12 protein-coding genes, 1 tRNA gene and 3 rRNA genes are annotated in these 19,581 nt (G+C 58.9%); 4 read left to right on the top strand and 12 right to left on the bottom strand.

Annotated features, from left to right (window positions below; all coding sequences use genetic code 11):
- The first annotated feature begins 71 nt into the window (after positions 1-71).
- The 4 genes from ACGHIZ_RS03620 (at position 72) to ACGHIZ_RS03605 (ending at position 6,194) form a co-directional block, all read left to right on the top strand.
- Positions 72-2,225 (top strand): LTA synthase family protein, encoded by a 2,154-nt coding sequence (locus tag ACGHIZ_RS03620; RefSeq protein WP_161178032.1) that lies wholly within the window; start codon positions 72-74, stop codon positions 2,223-2,225.
- A gap of 145 nt (positions 2,226-2,370) precedes the next feature.
- Positions 2,371-3,201 (top strand): Mrp/NBP35 family ATP-binding protein, encoded by an 831-nt coding sequence (locus tag ACGHIZ_RS03615; RefSeq protein WP_006236172.1) that lies wholly within the window; start codon positions 2,371-2,373, stop codon positions 3,199-3,201.
- The gene (locus ACGHIZ_RS03610; protein ID WP_390449226.1) at positions 3,202-4,473 is read left to right on the top strand and encodes an NAD(P)/FAD-dependent oxidoreductase; all 1,272 of its coding nucleotides are present in this window, start codon (positions 3,202-3,204) and stop codon (positions 4,471-4,473) included. It abuts the gene before it with no gap.
- Between the two features lie 80 nt (positions 4,474-4,553).
- Positions 4,554-6,194 (top strand): NAD(P)/FAD-dependent oxidoreductase, encoded by a 1,641-nt coding sequence (locus tag ACGHIZ_RS03605; protein WP_390449223.1) that lies wholly within the window; start codon positions 4,554-4,556, stop codon positions 6,192-6,194.
- Between the two features lie 161 nt (positions 6,195-6,355).
- Here ACGHIZ_RS03605 and tnpA read toward each other — a convergent pair whose 3' ends face one another.
- The 12 genes from tnpA to ACGHIZ_RS03545 form a co-directional block, all read right to left on the bottom strand.
- Positions 6,356-6,814 carry an IS200/IS605 family transposase gene (tnpA, locus tag ACGHIZ_RS03600; protein WP_055287554.1) on the bottom strand — a complete coding sequence of 153 codons (459 nt, stop codon included), beginning with the start codon at positions 6,812-6,814 and terminating at the stop codon, positions 6,356-6,358.
- A 192-nt stretch (positions 6,815-7,006) separates the two neighbouring features.
- Positions 7,007-9,247, bottom strand: coding sequence for an excinuclease ABC subunit UvrB (gene uvrB, locus ACGHIZ_RS03595; RefSeq protein ID WP_390449220.1), 2,241 nt, complete (start codon positions 9,245-9,247; stop codon positions 7,007-7,009).
- Positions 9,248-9,298: 51 nt separating this feature from the next.
- Complete coding sequence (locus ACGHIZ_RS03590; protein WP_138375036.1) at positions 9,299-9,880, bottom strand: lytic transglycosylase domain-containing protein; 582 nt, start codon at positions 9,878-9,880, stop codon at positions 9,299-9,301.
- Positions 9,873-10,514 (bottom strand): dephospho-CoA kinase, encoded by a 642-nt coding sequence (coaE, locus tag ACGHIZ_RS03585; protein WP_138375037.1) that lies wholly within the window; start codon positions 10,512-10,514, stop codon positions 9,873-9,875. The genes ACGHIZ_RS03590 and coaE overlap by 8 nt, the downstream gene beginning before the upstream one ends.
- Before the next feature lie 192 nt (positions 10,515-10,706).
- A 5S ribosomal RNA gene (gene rrf, locus ACGHIZ_RS03580) occupies positions 10,707-10,822 on the bottom strand.
- A gap of 148 nt (positions 10,823-10,970) precedes the next feature.
- Positions 10,971-13,946: ribosomal RNA gene (locus ACGHIZ_RS03575) — 23S ribosomal RNA — on the bottom strand.
- A gap of 397 nt (positions 13,947-14,343) precedes the next feature.
- Positions 14,344-15,849, bottom strand: a 16S ribosomal RNA gene (locus tag ACGHIZ_RS03570).
- Together the 16S, 23S and 5S rRNA genes form the textbook arrangement of a ribosomal RNA operon.
- A gap of 534 nt (positions 15,850-16,383) precedes the next feature.
- Positions 16,384-16,743 (bottom strand): 50S ribosomal protein L20, encoded by a 360-nt coding sequence (rplT, locus tag ACGHIZ_RS03565; RefSeq protein ID WP_006234421.1) that lies wholly within the window; start codon positions 16,741-16,743, stop codon positions 16,384-16,386.
- A gap of 46 nt (positions 16,744-16,789) precedes the next feature.
- Positions 16,790-16,981: a 50S ribosomal protein L35 gene (gene rpmI, locus ACGHIZ_RS03560; RefSeq protein WP_006234422.1), complete on the bottom strand. Its 192-nt coding sequence runs from the start codon at positions 16,979-16,981 to the stop codon at positions 16,790-16,792.
- Between the two features lie 32 nt (positions 16,982-17,013).
- On the bottom strand, positions 17,014-17,583 hold the full coding sequence (infC, locus tag ACGHIZ_RS03555; RefSeq protein WP_006234423.1) for a translation initiation factor IF-3: 570 nt from the start codon (positions 17,581-17,583) through the stop codon (positions 17,014-17,016).
- Positions 17,584-18,014: 431 nt separating this feature from the next.
- A tRNA-Leu gene (locus tag ACGHIZ_RS03550) sits at positions 18,015-18,101 on the bottom strand.
- Between the two features lie 39 nt (positions 18,102-18,140).
- Positions 18,141-19,574 (bottom strand): transglutaminase-like domain-containing protein, encoded by a 1,434-nt coding sequence (locus tag ACGHIZ_RS03545; RefSeq protein WP_022094122.1) that lies wholly within the window; start codon positions 19,572-19,574, stop codon positions 18,141-18,143.
- Positions 19,575-19,581: the final 7 nt, after the last annotated feature.

Raw genomic sequence — 19,581 nt, 5'->3', positions numbered from 1 at the left:
TTCTCGAAATGCCGTGGAAAGGTTACAGTAATCTACTACTGAACTTAATTTGCTGTAACAGAGGAACGTCCATGACCGAAGATATCCCCCTTGAAATCACTTCGAGCGACATGGCCAATCTGCCCATATTCATCGCCGTCCTTATCGTGGCCACCGTCGTCGTGCGCGTGTATTTTTCAATCAAACACAATGAAAAGCCGCCCATTGCCCGCGTCTTTTGGTGCGCGACGCTCCTCATCCCGCTCGGTATGGTAGCTGCATGGATTACGAATCAATTGCTCGTAAATGAGGACAATTCCCTATGGGTCCTTTCTTATTCGGCGCTCGGTGCTACCGCCGTCATACTTCTTGTCGAGCCCTTGGTTTCGGGACTTATCGACCAAACCGATCTTGCGACGGGAACGGTTGCCTGTATTTGCCGTGACATCCTTGTCATCGCCGCTGTTTCAGCGCTCTCGTTCGTTTCGCTCGAAATTGCCTGCAACGAAACGTTCTATCGCATTCCCGCCAACTCATTCGGGTTTTCCGTCGGGCTGCTCGCGACGGTTCTGCTCTCCCTTTATTTGCTGGGACAGCGTCATGGAGGCGTCATGGCCCTCGTGCCCGTCGCCTGTTGCATCCTTGGCATTGCCGAGCACTTCGTCATAACGTTTAAAGGCGAAGCCATCCTGCCAAGCGATATCTTGGCCCTTGGCACCGCAATGGAAGTGAGCGAGGGATACGAGTTTACCTTTACCGCCGGAATCGTAACCTCTCTCGCCCTGCTGGAGATTTCCCTGGGGCTTCTTTCGCTTATCCGACCGCGAAAGCTCCGTACGCCCACCCATGTCTTCCCCGCAATCGCCGCTAACCTCTGCGCTTTTCTGCTAGTGACCGTTGTGGGGCTCTCAGGCTTTTCCAGCATCGACTTGGAGCAGGCGCTGGATTTTGGATTTGACCGTTGGCAGCCCATCACCACATATACGTCTCAGGGTTTTATCACTTCGTTCACCGAAATGGTCAACGAGTTGCCCATTGAGAAGCCCGAAGGCTATACGCCCGATGAGGCGCAGAGCATCGAGCAGGAGCTCGCCGCCGCCTACGACAGCACGTATGGCTCGAGCGAGCAGCGCGCGGCTGCCGTTGCCCAGTTCAATGAAATCAAGCCGACGATTGTTGCCGTCATGAACGAGAGTTTTAGCGACCTTTCGTGCTTTGAGCAGCTCCAGGCGGCCGGGTACACCGGCCCCGCATTCTACAACTCGCTTCCCGACACACTTGTTCGCGGCACCATGCTCGCTTCGGTCACCGGTGGCGGAACGGCAAACTCCGAATTCGAATTTTTGACCGGAGCGACAACGGCCTTTGTCGGATTAGGCAAGATCCCCTATCAGCTGTATCAGATGAATGGCGTCAACAGCCTGGCAAAGGACCTTAAAGAGCTTGGGTATACCGCTACCGCTATGCACCCGCAAAACCCCGTCAACTACCATCGAGATAAGATCTATCAGCAGCTGGGCTTTGGAGACTTTCTTTCAATCGGCGATTTCGAAGGTGCGCCCTGTTACCATGCCGGCGTATGCGACTACGCCACCTACGACAAGATACTCGACCTGCTTAGAACCGACGAAGCGCCGCAGTTCATCTTTGACGTCACGATGCAAAATCACGGCGGCTACGACTATGGCACCGTTCCCGCCGAAGAGCTGACAAACTATTGGGTCGAGGGAGCCAGCGAGGGCGCCAATAGCGCGCTCAACACCTATCTCACCTGCATCAACGCATCCGACCGGGACCTCGAGTACTTTATCAACGAGCTCCGCAATATCGGCAGACCGGTTGTTCTTGTCTTTTTTGGCGACCATCAGCCGAGCGCCGCAACGACTCTCAACGACGAGCTGTACCCTCAGGAAGATACGGCAAGCCACGCTTTCCGTGTCTATCAGTCAACCTATTTCGTCTGGGCTAACTATGAAATCGCCGGCAATACCGAGCTCAACGTCTACGACACCGTCGGGGCAAACGAGATTGCAGCCATTACCCTTAATAAGATCGGCGCCCCGCTCACCGACTATCAAAAGGCCCTGCTTGCAACAAGGTCAGATGTGCCCACCATCAATGTCGCCGGCTATCTCGGTGCCGACGGGCTGCGCTACAACTTGGAATCTGAAGACAGCCCATACACCTCGACGATCGACAAGCTGCAGCGCATGCAATACCTCGAGTTCGCCAGCAAAGTTCAGTAAGCCCGCCCATTCGCTTGGGCCCATCGTATTGCAAGCACGCTCGGCCCAAATGCATCGCAAATGACTCCCGCTCGCAAACGAGGGTACAATGACGCTCGTGTCACATCACGGGGCTCCGGCCCCAACATATACAAAGGAGTCATACATGGGTTGCGAGCACGCACAGGCCGCCGGCGGACAAACGTCGCCGTCGCAATTTGAGGAGAACACGCTGTCCGAGGTCAAACGCGTCATCGCCGTGCTTTCCGGCAAGGGCGGTGTCGGCAAGTCGTTTGTCACCGGTGCCATCGCCACCGAGCTTGCCCGTCACGGCCACAAGGTCGGCGTCCTCGATGCCGACATCACCGGTCCCTCTATCCCCAAGATGTTCGGCATGAGCGGACGCCACGTCCATGCCCTTGGCAACCTCATGCTGCCCGAAATCTCCGAGCACGGCGTCAAGGTCATGAGCTCCAACCTTCTGCTCCAAAACGAGACCGACCCCGTCCTTTGGCGCGGTCCGGTCATCGCAGGCGCCATTAGGCAGTTCTGGAGCGAGACCTCGTGGGGCCCCATCGACTACCTGCTGGTCGACATGCCTCCGGGAACAGGCGACGTCGCGCTCACCGTCTTCCAGTCGCTGCCCGTCGACGGCATCGTCATCGTCACGAGCCCGCAGGACCTGGTCTCGATGATCGTCGCCAAGGCGGTCAACATGGCCGAGAAGATGAACGTCCCCATTCTGGGCATCGTCGAGAACATGAGCTATATCGAGTGCCCCGACTGCGGCAAGAAGATCGAGGTCTTTGGCAAAAGCAAGCTCCCCGAGGTCGCAGAGCGCTATAACCTCGACATCTTGGGCACGCTTCCCATTAATCCGGCACTCGCCGAGGCCTGCGATAAGGGCGAGGTTGAGACCGCGCTGCCCGATGGCATGTTGCCCAAGGCAGTCTCTGCCGTCGAGGCTATTACCCCGCACGAGACCGACGAGGCCTAAGTGAACACGAGCGCCTTCTATGACGTCCTGCTAATCGGCGGCGGGGCTTCAGGCCTCGCCGCCGCCATTACGGCCGCACGTGCTGGCAAAAGCGTCTGCATCGTTGAGCGCGATGTCGCCTGCGGCCTAAAGCTCCTTGCGACCGGTAACGGCCGCTGCAACCTCTCCAACGAATCGATTGATCCTCAGCGGTATAACCACCCCGCATTCGTCGAATCTGTCATGGGCCCCCAACCCGAACAAGAGCTTATGGGTTTCTTCTCCTCGCTGGGCATCATGACAACCTCCGAGGAAGGCCGGCTATACCCGCGCTCCCTTCGCGCAGAATCGGTGCGCGACGCGCTTCTCAACGTTTGCAACCGCCTAGGTATCACCTTAATCTGCGGAGCCAACGTTGCCTCGGCGCACAAAGTTTCCGAAGGCTGGGCACTCCAAATAGACCGTCCAGCGCGGGCGCTCAAGGCAAAAAAGCACGACGACCGAAAATCGGAGCTCCGCTCGCTTCGGAAAGCGCTCGCCGATGTCCCTCGCAAGAACGAGGCCCTGCAGGCACATGCCGTAATTATCGCCACGGGCGGCAACCCCACCGGTATCGCCGATACGTTTAGCCTCCCCCTCACTTCGCTGCACCCCATCCTCTGCCCCGTATCGGCAACGGTCGTTGGCGATCGGGCAGCACTCAAGACGTTGGATGGCCTGCGCGTCCGCGCCCGCTTGACGCTCACCCGTAACCGTAGTGAGCTCTGGCACGAAGACGGTGAAGTACTGTTTCGAACCTTCGGCATCTCGGGCGTCGCTGTCTTCAACCTCTCCCGTCGTATCCAGCGCGGCGATACGATCCTGCTCGACGTTTTCCCCGACCTCTCTAAAGACGAGCTGCTCGATATGCTCAACCGGCGCGTTAAGCTGCTCGGCGGCTTTTCGCCCCGCGATCCCCGTTGGCTCGACGGCATGCTCGCCCCGCAACTCTCCCGCGTCGTCTGTACAGCGTTCGAGCAGTGCCATCCAGGCTCCAACGATATCATCCACCTGGTCTCGATCCTCAAGCACTTTAAGTTGCTCGTCGAGGGAACAGCCGAGGAGCGCTCGGCGCAGGTCACGCGTGGTGGCGTATCTGTCGAGAGCATCTCAACACCCAGTCTACGCGCGCGCAGCGTTGTCGACGCCCCGCTTTACGTCTGCGGCGAAGCGCTCGACATCGACGCCGATTGCGGAGGCTTTAACCTTGCGTGGGCCTGGCTCTCGGGCATTCGCGCTGCAAGCAGCCTGTAGCCGCGCAGTCTATAATCAAAAACGCATTCGGGCCGTCTGGGATACCGGACGGCCTCTTTCTTGCCTCTAAGGAGACCTCGATGATCGAAATCACCCAAGTCAACGCGTCGCTCGATGAAGCCGGCGATGAAAATACCTGTCTCATTGTTGGCAAGCGAGTCGCCAAGCGCGTCCTACGTTGCAAGGACTCCGAGATCAAGTCCATCGAGCTCCACCGCAAGTCAATCGACGCTCGCAAAAAACGAGACGTCCATTTTATCCTGAGCTTTCGTGTTGAGCTGACTAGTCCCCACCTCGAGCGAGAAGCGGTCGACAGCGTTGCCGAGCGTGACCGCTCGCGCGTACGCGCGATAGAAGACGATGAGCCTTCATTCCCCTCCCCCGTCTCCGACGCACCTCAAGAACGCCCTGTCGTTGTCGGCGCCGGATGCGCCGGCCTTTTCGCTGCGCTCACGCTCGCCAAAGCAGGTCTTAAGCCCTTGCTTATCGAGCGCGGCGACCCGGCATTTCGCCGCTCGCAGACGATCGACCTCTTTCTAAAGGAGCGCATCCTCGACCCCGAGAGCAATATTCAGTTTGGTCTGGGCGGCGCGGGGACCTTCTCGGACGGCAAGCTCAATACGGGAACAAAAAATCCCGCCCATCGCCTTATCCTCGAAACCTTCGTCGAGGCGGGTGCGCCCCGCGATATTCTGTGGGATGCCAAGCCGCACATTGGCTCCGACATCCTTCCCAAGGTTGTCACCGCTATATCCCAGCGCATCGAGCAGCTCGGAGGTGTCGTCCGTTATCGAACGAAGCTCGTCGACATTCGCATCGACGCGTCTGGCGCCATCACCGGTATTGATGTCCAATCGTCCCAAGACGCCGCTTACGAGCCAATCGAGACAAAGCACCTCATCCTCGCCTGCGGGCATTCTGCTCGCGATATTTTTGAGCTCCTTAAGGACCACAACGTGGCCCTCGCACAAAAGACCTTTGCCATGGGCGTTCGCATCGAGCATCCGCAACGCGACATCGACAGAGCCCAATATGGAGCCTCGGCGGGACATCCAGCGCTCGGGGCGGCCCCCTACAAACTTGTTGCCCATCTTCCCAACGGCCGCAGCGTGTTCTCGTTTTGCATGTGCCCCGGCGGACAGGTTGTTGCCGCCTCTTCAGAACCGTGCCATCTGTGCGTCAACGGGGCCAGTCTCAATGCCCGCGACGGACGCAACGCAAATGCCGCCCTGCTCGTTAACGTCACGCCTGAGGACCTTCCCAACGATGACCCGCTCGCCGGCATCGAGCTCCAGCGTGCCTGCGAGGCGGCCGCCTATCGCCTGGGCGGTTCCAACTGGAACGCACCGGCACAACTCGTCGGAGATTTCCTCGCAGGACGCGCCAGCACGGCACCCGGAAAGGTAAAACCAACCTATCCACTTGGCGTGACCTGGACGGCGATCGACGATGCCCTCCCGCAGCATATCGTCGAATCGCTTCGTTTGGGAATTCCCCTGCTCGGTAAGAAACTGCGTGGCTATGACCGCCCCGATGCGGTCCTCACTGGCGTGGAGACGCGTTCGAGCTCCCCGGTTACGGTCATCCGCGATCGAACATGCCACGCCGTGTCGACCCCGGGCCTTTACCCTTGCGGCGAGGGTGCCGGATATGCCGGCGGCATCATGAGTGCCGCCACCGACGGCATCCGTTGCGCTGAGGCGCTGATAGCAGACCTCTAGTGCACGAACTCTCGCGTCCGAATCAGAACCACCCTTAAAAAGGGTGGTTTGCTCTTAGGGTATAACCCACGGGCCCCGGGCTCGCGTCTAAAGGCGCGGGCCCGGACTTCGTCCAGGCCTAGTGCATCTTGACCCGTGGCGCGCCGGTCGAACCGGCAGCATCACCCCCTCTTGAAGGGGTCCTCGTACTCCTTCACGCTCAGCTTGTCCAGCGCGATGTCGTGGGACTCCTGCTCCCTGATGTACTTGGCGATCGTCGCCTCGTTCAGGCCGACGGTGGACACGTAGTAGCCCTCCGCCCAGAACTTCCTGTTGCCGAACTTGTACTTGAGGTTGGCGTGCCTGTCGAATATCATCAGCGAGCTCTTCCCCTTCAGGTAGCCCATGACGCTCGCGACGCTGTACTTCGGCGGGATCGCCAGCAGCACGTGCACGTGGTCGGGCATCAGGTGCCCCTCGATTATCTCGATCCCCTTGTACTCGCACAGCTTCCTGAGGATCTCCCCTATGTCGCTCCTGATTTGGTTGTAGATCACTTTGCGCCTATACTTCGGCGTGAACACGATGTGGTACTTGCACATCCACTTCGTGTGGGAAAGGCTGTAGGCCTTCTGGGCCATGGCGACCACCCCTTCGACTCGAATTCTTGACGGCCTGAACAATCGTCAATATCGGTCGGAGGGGTGGCTTTGTAAAGCCGTTTGTCTCCACCCGCGTAGCGGGTGGTTTAAAGCTGGCCGCTGCGCGGCCAGCGGACTAAAGTCTTGAACGACACAGGCCCCGAGTTCCACAGGGAACTCGGGGCCTGTTCACTACTTCCTGAATCGTGCACCCTGGCGTTTTCTGCCCGAAGCAAAGGTAGAGCCCTTGCGAGCCTGCGAACGCAAACGCTCAATCGTTTCGTCCTCAGATGCGCCCTCAAGCATCGCCCGAATCTGAACGACGGCATCGCGCAGACGCGCCGCCTCCTCAAAGTCCATGGCGGCGGAAGCGTTACGCATGTCTTCCTCCATGGTCTCGACAATCCGCACGAGCTCGTCATGCGGTAGCCCTTCCAGCTGCTCGGCAAGCGTTTGCTCGGGTGCCACCGTCTCCGGCGCGGCGCCCTCGCCGTTTTCATCGGGCGTATAGAACGCACCGTGACCCAGCGAATCGCCTCTCGAGCGTCCCTTCGAGCCCACAGTCTTTTCGGCCTCGGCAATAAAGCTCGAAATGTCGTTAATGGCCTTGCGGACCGTCTTGGGCACAATGCCATGCTCTTCGTTATATGCCATCTGAATCTCACGACGGCGCTGCGTCTCCTCGATGGCTTCTTTCATCGAATCGGTCACAACGTCTGCATACATGATGACCTCGCCGTCGGCATTACGGGCCGCACGGCCAATCGTCTGAATCAACGAACGGCGGTTGCGCAAGAAGCCTTCCTTGTCAGCGTCGAGAATTGCCACCAGCGAGACCTCGGGAAGGTCCAGACCCTCGCGGAGCAGGTTGATGCCGACGAGAACATCAATCTTTCCCTCGCGCAGCGTTCGCAGGATCTCGACACGGTCCATCGTCGCTGTATCGGAGTGCATGTAATTGACCTTAATGCCGGCATCAAGCAGATGGTCGGTCAGGTCCTCGGCCATGCGCTTGGTGAGCGTGGTCACCAGCACGCGCTCCTTGCGGGCAACGCGCTCGCGAATCTCGTCCTCAAGATCGTCAATCTGTCCACGAACCGGACGCACATCGATCTTGGGGTCGAGCAGACCGGTCGGACGAATAATCTGCTCAACGTCGTTCTGGCTAACCCGCAGCTCATAGTCGCCCGGCGTAGCCGAGACGTAGATGAACTGGGGAATCCTCGCCTCAAACTCATCGAAACGAAGCGGGCGGTTATCGAGTGCCGAAGGCAGACGAAAACCGTGCTCCACCAGCGTCACCTTACGCGAGCGGTCACCTTCGTGCATGCCGCGGATCTGCGGCACCGTCACATGGCTCTCATCGATGATGCAGAGCATGTCCTTAGGAAAGTAATCGATCAGGGTAAACGGTGGCTCGCCCGGTTTTCGACCGTCCAGATGACGCGAGTAGTTCTCGATGCCGTTGCAAAAGCCCATCGTCTCGAGCATCTCGAGATCATAGTCGGTGCGCTGCTGCAGACGCTGTGCCTCGAGCAGCTTATCAGTCGCCTTGAGCTCGGCCACACGCTTCTCGCACTCTTCACTGATTGATTTCAGAGCCGCTTTGACCTTAGGCTTCTCAGTCACGTAGTGCGATGCCGGCCACACGGGAATGGCCTCGTACTCACGTAGCACCTCGCCGGTGACCTCGTCGATCTCGGCAATCAGCTCAACCTCGTCGCCAAAGAACTCAAACCGCAACGGATGCTCGGCATAGGGTGGATACACGTCGACGACATCGCCGCGCACACGGAAGGTGCCACGTGCCAAATCATAGTCATTGCGATCGTACTGGATATCGATAAGCGCATGGATAAAGTCATCGCGCTCGAGCGGCACCTTCTTGTCGACGTTCGGAGCTAGGCCCGCATAGTCCTCGGGAGAGCCAATGCCATAGATACACGAGACCGATGCGACGACGATCACATCGCGTCGAGATAGCAGCGATGCGGTCGCCTGATGTCGCAGCATCTCAACTTCTTCGTTAATCGAGGAATCCTTCTCGATATACGTATCGCTTTGCGGCACATACGCTTCGGGTTGATAGTAATCGTAGTACGACACAAAATAGACCACGGCGTTGTCAGGGAAGAATTCCTTGAGCTCGCTCGCAAGCTGAGCGGCAAGCGTTTTATTGGGAGCCATAACCAGCGTCGGCTTCCCCAGGGCCTCAATAGTCTTAGCCATCGTGAAGGTCTTGCCCGAACCAGTCACGCCCAGCAAAACCTGATAGCGATCTCCGTCCCTCACGCCCTGCACAAGCGACTCAATGGCCTTAGGCTGGGAGCCAGCGGGCTCGTATGGAGACACGACCTTAAACGGTACCTCAGAGCCCTCAACGCCAAAACGTTTAAGCTCTCCTCCAACACGCTCAACTTCAAATTCCGCCATGGATACTCCTAACTCATATATCTGCAGTATACGCAGGCGGCAGGCATAGTCCTATACGAACCGATCGGGATAGAGGGTCTTGTAGCGAACCCAGGCATTATTGACACGAATCAGATACGCCTGCGTCTCGGGAAAAGTGATTGCATTATGAAGCGACGTGCTCTGCTGCGCCCATCCGTCGACATTGCCCATGCCGGCGTTATAGGCGGCAATGGCACTGTCAGTCGACCCGTTAAAATACGTTAGAAGATACGAAAGATACGCACAGCCAAACTCGATGTTCGTAGCGGGATCGTTAAGGTCGCCGGCTGAATACTCGCTGCCATCGACAAGACCCTTGGCAATCATATCCTGGGCAGTCTCGGGCATCAGCTGCATCAATCCCCGTGCGCCTTGATTCGACTCAGCCTCGGGATCCCAATTCGATTCCGACTTTATGACAGCGCACACCAGATACGGATCAAGATTGTGCGAAATGCTCGATTGCTTTACGTACGCCTCATAGTCAATTGGATACAAAGGCTTAAAGAAGGCGGCAGGGGCATACGAGTAGACGAGCGAAATAAGGCCGAAGACAAACATAACGGCAAGTGGCGCCACGCGATACCACGTAAAGAAACGTGTCTTAGGCATCGGCCTCCTCCCTATCCACTACATCCCCGAAGCCATGGCGCGCAAGCCATGCGTCCAGTTGTTCAAAGAGCGAGTTATCGCCTGCCGCATTATCGATGACCGTCGTAGCGAGATTGCAAAGCGAAGCCTCATCAGATTGGCATGCAGAGCGCGCATCAAAATCAGAGGACTCCATACCACGATGAATGGCACGCTCACGACGAACTGCTAAAGGAGCGCTGATAACCAGAATTTCATCAGCCAGGCCAAAAGCATCCTCAAAACCAGTCGGGGCAGAAACCTCGACAACCGCAAAGGGATAACGGGGGGACGAAACCGTGCAACAAACCGGATCAAGAATCCTCAGTGACAGCTGTTCGATGAGAACCGGATGAACGATGCCATTGAGCCGCGCGACTGTATCAGGAGAGGCGAAAGCTCGAGCAGCGAGGACATTGCGGCGAATGCCGCCCTCCCCGTCCAGAATGTCCCAACCGAATTCTTCCGCGAGGGCATTGACGATATCGGAGCCTGGCACATACAGCGATTTGGCAAGCTCATCCAGATCGATAAGCATGGCGCCATGAGATTCGAGATAGCGGCAGGCAGTCGACTTACCCGAAGCAATATTGCCCAAGACAAAAACGGTAAACATCAAGTCCTCCCTAACGCCAATGGGAGTTATTATCGCGCAAATACAAAAGAAGGACTCAAAATACAGCCAAACAGTAAGAGAAGCTAAACGAAGGCGAGTTCGTGTATTACAACCCTCTATTAAACGCAAAAAGGGGGAGGCCGCGCGGCCTCCCCCTTCTCAGTTCAAGCGTACGGCTCGGTGCCGTCCACCGGTCAGCGGCGCCCTGGCCTCCCACGGGCTGACCCCGCAGTACTCTCGGCGCGATGGGGCTTAGCTTCCGGGTTCGGAACGGGACCGGGCGTGCCCCCCATGCTCTGGCCGCTGACCGGTGGGCGGCGCCCACCGTTACGGTGTCCTGGGTCTCACTCTACACGTGCCCTGGGGGCCGCATGGCGCATAGGGGAGTGACTCGGGGGCATCCTCGTGCCCGGACCGCGCCTATGAGCGCTGGGTCCCGCGGGCCGCGAGGTGCGGTTCCGGAAGAGCTCGGGCGATTAGTGCGGCTCGGCTGAGGACGTCGCCGTCCTTGCACCTGCCGTCTATCGACCAGGTAGTCTACCTGGGCCCTTACCGGAAGGAGAACTAATCCCTGGAACGGCTTCCCGCTTAGATGCCTTCAGCGGTTATCCGCGCCGCACGCGGCTACCCGGCCGTGCCGTTGGTCGACAACCGGTTCACCGGAGGTGCGTCCACCCCGGTCCTCTCGTACTGGGGGCAGCCTCCATCGATTCTCCTGCGCCCACGGAGGATAGGGACCGAACTGTCTCACGACGTTCTGAACCCAGCTCGCGTACCGCTTTAAACGGCGAACAGCCGTACCCTTGGGACCTGCTCCAGCCCCAGGATGCGATGAGCCGACATCGAGGTGCCAAACCTTGCCGTCGATGTGGACTCTTGGGCAAGATCAGCCTGTTATCCCCGGAGTACCTTTTATCCGTTGAGCGACGGCCCACCCACTCGGGGCCGCCGGATCACTAGAGCCTGCTTTCGCACCTGCTCGGCTTGTGGGCCTCGCAGTCAAGCCCGCTTGTACTCTTGCATTCAAAAGGACGGTTGCCGACCGTCCCGAGCGGACCTTCGCGCGCCTCCGTTACCCTTTAGGAGGCGACCGCCCCAGTCAAACTGCCCGCCTGGCACGGTCCCCGAGCCGGTTGACGGCCTCGGGTTAGGACGCCGGTCGCGCGAGGGCAGTATTCCAAGGGCGGCTCCCCGGGGGCTGGCGCCTCCGGATCTTAGCCTCCTGCCTATCCTCTACACGCGGGACCAGCGGCCAATGCCAAGCTGCAGTGAAGGTTCACGGGGTCTTTCCGTCCTTCCGCGGGTAAGTCGCATCTTCACGACCAGTGCAATTTCACCGGGTCCATGGTCGAGACAGCGCCCAAGTCGTTGCGCCTTTCGTGCAGGTCGGAACTTACCCGACAAGGAATTTCGCTACCTTAGGACCGTTATAGTTACGGCCGCCGTTTACCGGGGCTTGGCTTCGGGGCTTCGCGCGATGCGCTAACTCCTCCGCGTGACCTTCCGGCACCGGGCAGGCGTCAGACCCTATACGTCGCCTTGCGGCTTCTGCAGAGTCCTGTGTTTTTGGTAAACAGTCGCTTGGGCCTCTCCACTGCGGCCCGCCTCCGCTCCCCGGGCAAGCCGGTTCACGTACGCGCGGGCACCCCTTCTCCCGAAGTTACGGGGCCATTGTGCCGAGTTCCTTGACCATGGTTGACCCGATCGCCTCGGTATGTTCTACCCACCCACCTGTGTCGGTTTGCGGTACGGGCGCGCACGCGCCTGCCTAGGGGTTTTTCTAGGGACCTCGGGCTCACTCGCTTCGCTCAGTCGCTTCGTCCGGAGCCTCGCCCTCAATGCGGACCGGATTTCCCTGGTCCGCGGGCCGCGCTCCATCACGGGGACGTCCAGAACCCCGCCGAGCCACCCCCATCCGTCGCCCCGTCGGTCGTAGCGCCGCGTGCGCGGTGCAGGAATGTCTGCCTGCTGCGCGTCGGCTACGCCTACCGGCCTCGCCTTAGCCCCCGACTGACCCTGGGAGGATTAGCCTTGCCCAGGAAACCTCGGGTTCACGGCGGACGAGTTACTCTCTCGTCTCTCGCTACTCATGCCAGCATTCTCACTCCCATGCGCTCCACCGTCGGTCGCCCTCCGGCTTCTCCGCCCATGGGAAGCTCCCCTACCGATTCTAATGAATTAAAATCCCGCCGCTTCGGTGTCCAGCTTAGCCCCGTGTATTGTCGGCGCATGTCCACTCGACCAGTGAGCTGTTACGCACTCTTTGAATGGATGGCTGCTTCTAAGCCAACATCCTGGTTGTCTGGGCGGACGCACATCCTTTGCCACTCGGCTGGAACTTGGGGACCTTAGCGGGCGGTCCGGGCTGTTTCCCTCTCGAGCACACAGCTTAGCCCACATGCTCTGACTGCCGCGCTCTGGGCCGCCGGCATTCGGAGTTCGGTTGGATTCGGTAGGCGGCGAAGCCCCCTCGTCCATCCGGTGCTCTACCTCCGGCGGTGAACGCGCGACGCTAGCCCTAAAGCTATTTCGGGGAGAACGAGATATCTCCGGGTTTGATTGGCCTTTCACCCCTATCCGCAGGTCATCGCCGCCGTTTTCAACCGACGTGCGTTCGGCCCTCCACGGGGTCTTACCCCCGCTTCAGCCTGCCCACGGATAGCTCACCCGGCTTCGCGTCCGCGGCGCGGGACTCAAGTCGCCCTGTTAAGGCTCGCTTTCGCTCCGGCTCCCTTTCGGTTAACCTCGCCCCGCGCCAGCGACTCGCTGGCTCATTCTACAAAAGGCACGCCGTCACAACTGAAAGTTGCTCCGACTGCTCGTGGGCGCACGGTTTCAGGTACTGTTTCACTCCCCTCCCGGGGTGCTTTTCACCTTTCCCTCACGGTACTGGTGCGCTATCGGTCACAGGGTAGTACTCAGGCTTGGATGGTGGTCCACCCAGGTTCGGACCGGGTTTCACGTGCCCGGCCCTACTCAGGGACCGCGTCGCGCCGTCCGGTCTGGGTTCGCGTACGGGGCTGTCACCCGCTGCGGCCGGCCCTCCCATGCCGTTCCGCTCCCCAGCCGGACCTGCGCCCGGGGGCGGCAGCCCCCGGATGCGCGGCCCTGCAACCCCGTCGGCGGAACCCCTGCCGGGTATGCCCGCTCGACGGTTTGGCCATCGGTCCCCTTTCGCTCGCCGCTACTCGGGGAGTCTCGAGATTGATTTCCTCTCCTCCGGGTACTTAGATGTTTCAGTTCCCCGGGTTGTCCTCCCCGCCCCTATGTGTTCGGGGTGGGGATATGCACACTGCTGTGCATGGGTTCGCCCATTCGGAGACCCCCGGGTCGAAGGATGTGTGCTCCTCGCCGGGGATTATCGCAGCTTGCCGCGTCCTTCATCGGCTCCCTGTGCCAAGGCATCCGCCGTGCGCCCGTGGTATCTTGCGGGACCGCATCGGGCCCGCGGGATATCCACGTGTCGCTAAAATTAATTAATCGATATCATGAATAGCGCTCGTATGTCGCAATTCGGGTATCTCATACCGCGGCACAGTAGTTGAACTGTGCTCGCGATCAGATGCTCCTCACTCATATATAAGTGAATTCTTCTTGTTTGGATCGGATGAATGATTGCTATCATTCTGTCTGATAAATCGCAGAAAAGAATCGAGTCTGGAAGAAATTGATCTTCCATCTCTCTCCTATCGCTATGCGGCTCTCAAGGTACGCGGGTGCGACCCCGGGGACCGGGTGCTGCGGGGACTTACTCCGGGCGACATCAACCGGACGGGCTCCTGCCCTCCATTCGAGTTAAGTTGATCTCTCTAAGAATGTATCTCCCTAGAAAGGAGGTGATCCAGCCGCACCTTCCGGTACGGCTACCTTGTTACGACTTCACCCCCCTCACCCTCCACACCTTCGGCGCCTCCCCCCTTGCGGTTGGGCCGGCGACTTCGGGTGCAGACGACTCGGGTGGTGTGACGGGCGGTGTGTACAAGGCCCGGGAACGCATTCACCGCGGCATGCTGATCCGCGATTACTAGCAACTCCGACTTCATGGGGGCGGGTTGCAGCCCCCAATCCGAACTGGGGCCGGCTTTCCGGGATCCGCTCCCCCTCGCGGGGTGGCATCCCTCTGTACCGGCCATTGTAGCACGTGTGCAGCCCAGGGCATAAGGGGCATGATGACTTGACGTCGTCCCCGCCCTCCTCCGCCTTGACGGCGGCGGTCCCGCGTGGGTTCCCGGCATCACCCGATGGCAACACGCGGCGGGGGTTGCGCTCGTTGCGGGACTTAACCCAACATCTCACGACACGAGCTGACGACAGCCATGCACCACCTGTATGGGCTCCTCTCGGCCACGGGGTCTCCCCCGCTTCACCCATATGTCAAGCCCTGGTAAGGTTCTTCGCGTTGCTTCGAATTAAGCCACATGCTCCGCTGCTTGTGCGGGCCCCCGTCAATTCCTTTGAGTTTTAGCCTTGCGGCCGTACTCCCCAGGCGGGACGCTTAATGCGTTGGCTGCGGCACGGGGGGATCGTCCCCCCACACCTAGCGTCCATCGTTTACGGCTGGGACTACCAGGGTATCTAATCCTGTTCGCTCCCCCAGCTTTCGCGCCTCAGCGTCGGTCTCGGCCCAGAGGGCCGCCTTCGCCACCGGTGTTCCACCCGATATCTGCGCATTCCACCGCTACACCGGGTGTTCCACCCTCCCCTACCGGACCCAAGCCGCGGAGGTTCCGGGGGCTTCGGGGGGTTGAGCCCCCCGCTTCGACCCCCGGCCTGCCGGGCCGCCTACGCGCGCTTTACGCCCAATGAATCCGGATAACGCTCGCCCCCTACGTATTACCGCGGCTGCTGGCACGTAGTTAGCCGGGGCTTCTTCTGCAGGTACAGTCTTGACTCTTCCCTGCTGAAAGCGGTTTACGACCCGAAGGCCTCCGTCCCGCACGCGGCGTCGCTGCGTCAGGGTTCCCCCCATTGCGCAAGATTCCCCACTGCTGCCTCCCGTAGGAGTCTGGGCCGTGTCTCAGTCCCAATCTGGCCGGTCGGTCTCTCAACCCGGCTACCCGTTGTCGGCACGGTGGGCCGTCACCCCGCCGTCTACCTGATGGGCCGCGGAGCCATCCCCTCCCGTCGGGGCTTTAGCCGGGGTGCCATGCGGCACCCCGGGGTATCCGGTATTACCCGTCCTTTCGGGCGGCTATCCCGGGGGAGGGGGCAGGTTCTCCACGTGTTACTCAGCCGTTCGCCACTCGCTTCTATCCGAAGATAGGTGCCGTTCGACTTGCATGTGTTAGGCGCGCCGCCAGCGTTCATCCTGAGCCAGGATCGAACTCTCCGTCCAAAATAAATGGGCTTCGAGCCCGTCCGGTCCTCACAACTATTAGCTGATCGGTTCCGTTCGATTCATATGGTTCTAGTATAGGAAAAGGAATTTCTCGGGGCCGCCTCTCGGCGGCCTTGCGAAAAACAAATCCAAGTTAGACCATTTCAAATGGTTCGATGTCTGCCCGGATGCGACACTCGGAAGTGTCCATCCTCGCAGTATCCGGTTCTCAAGGTGCACGCCCCGCGGCTCATCCGGTCCGACCGGGCCGCGCGGCAAGGAGATATATTGCCAGACCGCGAAGCTCTGTGGGACGTCAATTCCACTCTTCACAAGTCCTACACAACATATTGCTTTCTATAGGTAATAGAAAGACTGGTGCGGATCTTCCGCACGTATCAGATGATGACCCTTTGGTTCAGGAATATATAGAGATCGGTCACCTGTAAGTGTTTATCTACCCGCGCTTTTAGCAATGTAAACCGCGCTTCAGATAAAAAGAGGGAGCGCCGCGCACAACGCGACACTCCCCTAGCGATTCAAGAGAATCTATTAGGCCTCGAGAGCCTTCTTGGCGATGGTAGCCAGCTCGTTGAAGGACTCGATGTCCTCGTAAGCCATTTGAGCCAGGACCTTGCGGTCGAGCTCGATGCCGGCAACCTTCAGGCCGTGCATGAACTGAGAGTAAGAGATGTCGTTCAGGCGAGCAGCAGCGTTGATACGAGTGATCCAAAGAGAACGGATCTCGCGCTTCTTGTTGCGTCGATCACGATACTGATACTGCAGGGAGTGCTGGACCTGCTCTTTAGCATGCTTGTAAGTACGCGAAGCGGCACCGTAGTAACCCTTCGCACGGTGCATAACGGTACGGCGCTTCTTCTTGGCGGCAACAGCGCGCTTAATACGTGCCATGTTCTATCAACTCCTAGACGGTAAAACGAAAAACGGGAACGCGAACTTAGGCGAGACGCGACTTGATGACCTTGCGGTCGGCAGCGGCGATCTCGGTCTCCTGACGGAAGCCACGCTTACGCTTGGTGGACTTCTTGCTCAGGATGTGGCTCTTGAAAGCCTTGGCGCGCATAAGCTTGCCGGTACCAGTCTTGCGGAAACGCTTCTTGGTGCCGCTGTGGGACTTCATCTTAGGCATGAAATACTCCTTAATCGGTTACAGAACACTAGTTACTTGGTATCGCTTGCCGCTTTATCCTCATCGAAGGCGCCCTTAATCGGGGCGAGCAGCATAAGCATGTTACGGCCTTCCATCTTAGGCTTGGACTCGACCGTAGCGTAAGGCTTGAGATCCTCGGCGAGACGCTCGAGAACGTTAAGGCCCTGCTCCGGGTGAGCCATCTCACGGCCGCGGAACATGATGGTGATCTTAACGCGTGCGCCCTTCTTGAGGAAACGCAGAACGTGGCCCTTCTTGGTCTCGTAGTCGCCAACGTCGATCTTGGGTCGGAACTTCATTTCCTTGACCTCGACCTTGGACTGGTTCTTACGAGCAGCCTTGGCCTTCATGGCCTGCTGGTACTTGAACTTACCGTAGTCCATGACCTTGCAGACCGGCGGCTCCGCGTTGGGAGCGATCTCGACCAGGTCGAGACCCTGATCGTCGGCGACGCGCTGGGCATCGCGGATGGCGAACAGGCCGAGCTGAGAGCCATCGACGCCAATCAAACGGCACGAAGATGCAGTAATCTCGTCGTTGATGCGGGTGTCATCAGACTTAGCTATTTTCCCTACCTCCATTCATAAAAAAATAACCCGGCGCTTCTCAGCAACCAGGTCATACACATAGACTTCCTCGATTTGAGGAAGGGAATCTAAGTTGTATGACCAGTCAGCTGCTCATTGGCGCCAAAAGGTGGGAGCCCTCGGGTTCCTCTTTAGGGCATTGTGGGAACAACGCCTTGCGAATAATAACACGTACAGCGCATTATCACATTACGTACACGAAAAAGGGGGCCACAACCCCCTCAAAGCGCAGGTGCATGTATGGTGCCCGAGGCGAGACTCGAAGGGCCTTCGCTTCGCGAAGCCCCGGGCTTCGGGCGCATGGCGCCCTCACCACGCTCCGCTACAAACAGGCCACAGGCCTGTTTACTTAACGCTCCGCGCGCTCACGCGAGTTCGGCACGAAAAAGGGGGCCTTGACCCCCTTGAACGCTCACTTGCATGTATGGTGCCCGAGGCGAGACTCGAACTCGCACGTTGTTGCCAACGGTGGATTTTGAGTCCACAGCGTCTGCCAATTCCGCCACTCGGGCACGTAATGCGTGAGTTAGTTTATCACAGCTTTCTGTTGATTAGTCCGAAAATGGAACTTCGAGCATTTTGATAAGCTCAACCTTGCGCAACATCTCCCGCTTACGACATCCACGTCCGTCAACCGAGGCCTCGCCCATCTGGTTGTCATAGGGGTCCTCACGCATGCCGTCGAAAGCAGGCACAAACTCAGCCTGGAATCGATTGTTGGCCACCATACGCCACGGATCGAGATTGCCAAAGTAGTGACGGCGGCGCCACTCCTCGCCCATCCTGCGAGCAGAAGATCCAAATGACACGTCGGCGTTGAGCCACCCGGTTTGCGGCGTATAGAACTCTGCCCAGTCGTGCGGCCCCACCGAATCAGGCGCAACATACAGGCCACTCTGCCAGCGGGCGGGCACGCCCGCGATGCGGCACATGGTGATAAACGTGAGCGCCATAACGCCGCAATCGCCGCGGAGCGAGTGTGCACAGTCATCGGCGATGGAGCCCAAAAGCAGGTACGGTGGCTGATAGCGATAGTCAATATGCTGTGTCAGGTAATCATAGATAGCACGAGCGCGATCGAGCGGATTCTCGAGACCGTCAATAACACGCTCCGTCAACTGTCGCATGTACGGCGTGAACGCAATGTGCGGACGGTCCTCGGAGGTGTCCTCGGGCAGTGGCGCGTCCATACAGGGATGCGATGGGAGCGCGCCACCATAGATATCGCAATAGGCGGCATCGACGTGATAGCGATAGGTCACCGAGAATGAATGTTCAGTCGAAGATGTCCAAGAGGCAGCGCGAGCCGAAACGTTTTCAGGGGCAACGGTACCCCCCGACGTCATATCGAGAACCTCGATTTGAGACTGTTGACGACAGGCGGCAGCAACGGGTAGCCACGCGCGAACAGCCTCTCCCTCCAGAGCTCCAGGGACAGACACGGATGCCTTAAGCGTGATGACGCGAGCCAACCCGTTTTGCGACTCCATCTCCCTGAGCATCTGGTTACGCAGCGCGATGCCGTCCGCAGAATCGGGACGCAGGCCCGGAACCTCCTTGGGGTACACGCGAAGCGAATCGAGGAAGTTGTCGAGAACGAACAGCTCGCCATCGATAAAGCGCCAGTCAATACGCTTACGATTGATCAGGTCGTCAAGCTGCTCTTCGGTAAACTCTGGCCACTCCTCGCGAATCATCGCAATAGCCTGATCGCGCGACACCGAAAAATGAAGCGGCGTCTCGAGCATGCGATACCGCTCGGCACGAACACAAGCAGCCAGCGAAGGCTCAGGGTTCTGCTCCAGAAGGCGATCGCAAGCAGCAACAGCCTGCGTCAAATACCCGGCATCCTTGAGACGAAGAATCTCAGGCGGCAGTCCAATATCGAGATGACGAAAGTCATCACAGCAAACATCAACAGAGCAACCAACAGGACCCTCGCCAATAACCTTCCCATCCGAAGGCAGCACATCAATAACAGCCATACCAAAA

Source organism: Collinsella sp. i05-0019-G5 (assembly GCF_042851345.1).
In the GTDB taxonomy this organism is placed as follows: Bacteria; Actinomycetota; Coriobacteriia; order Coriobacteriales; family Coriobacteriaceae; genus Collinsella.
This window is presented reverse-complemented; position numbering and strand designations above follow the sequence as displayed.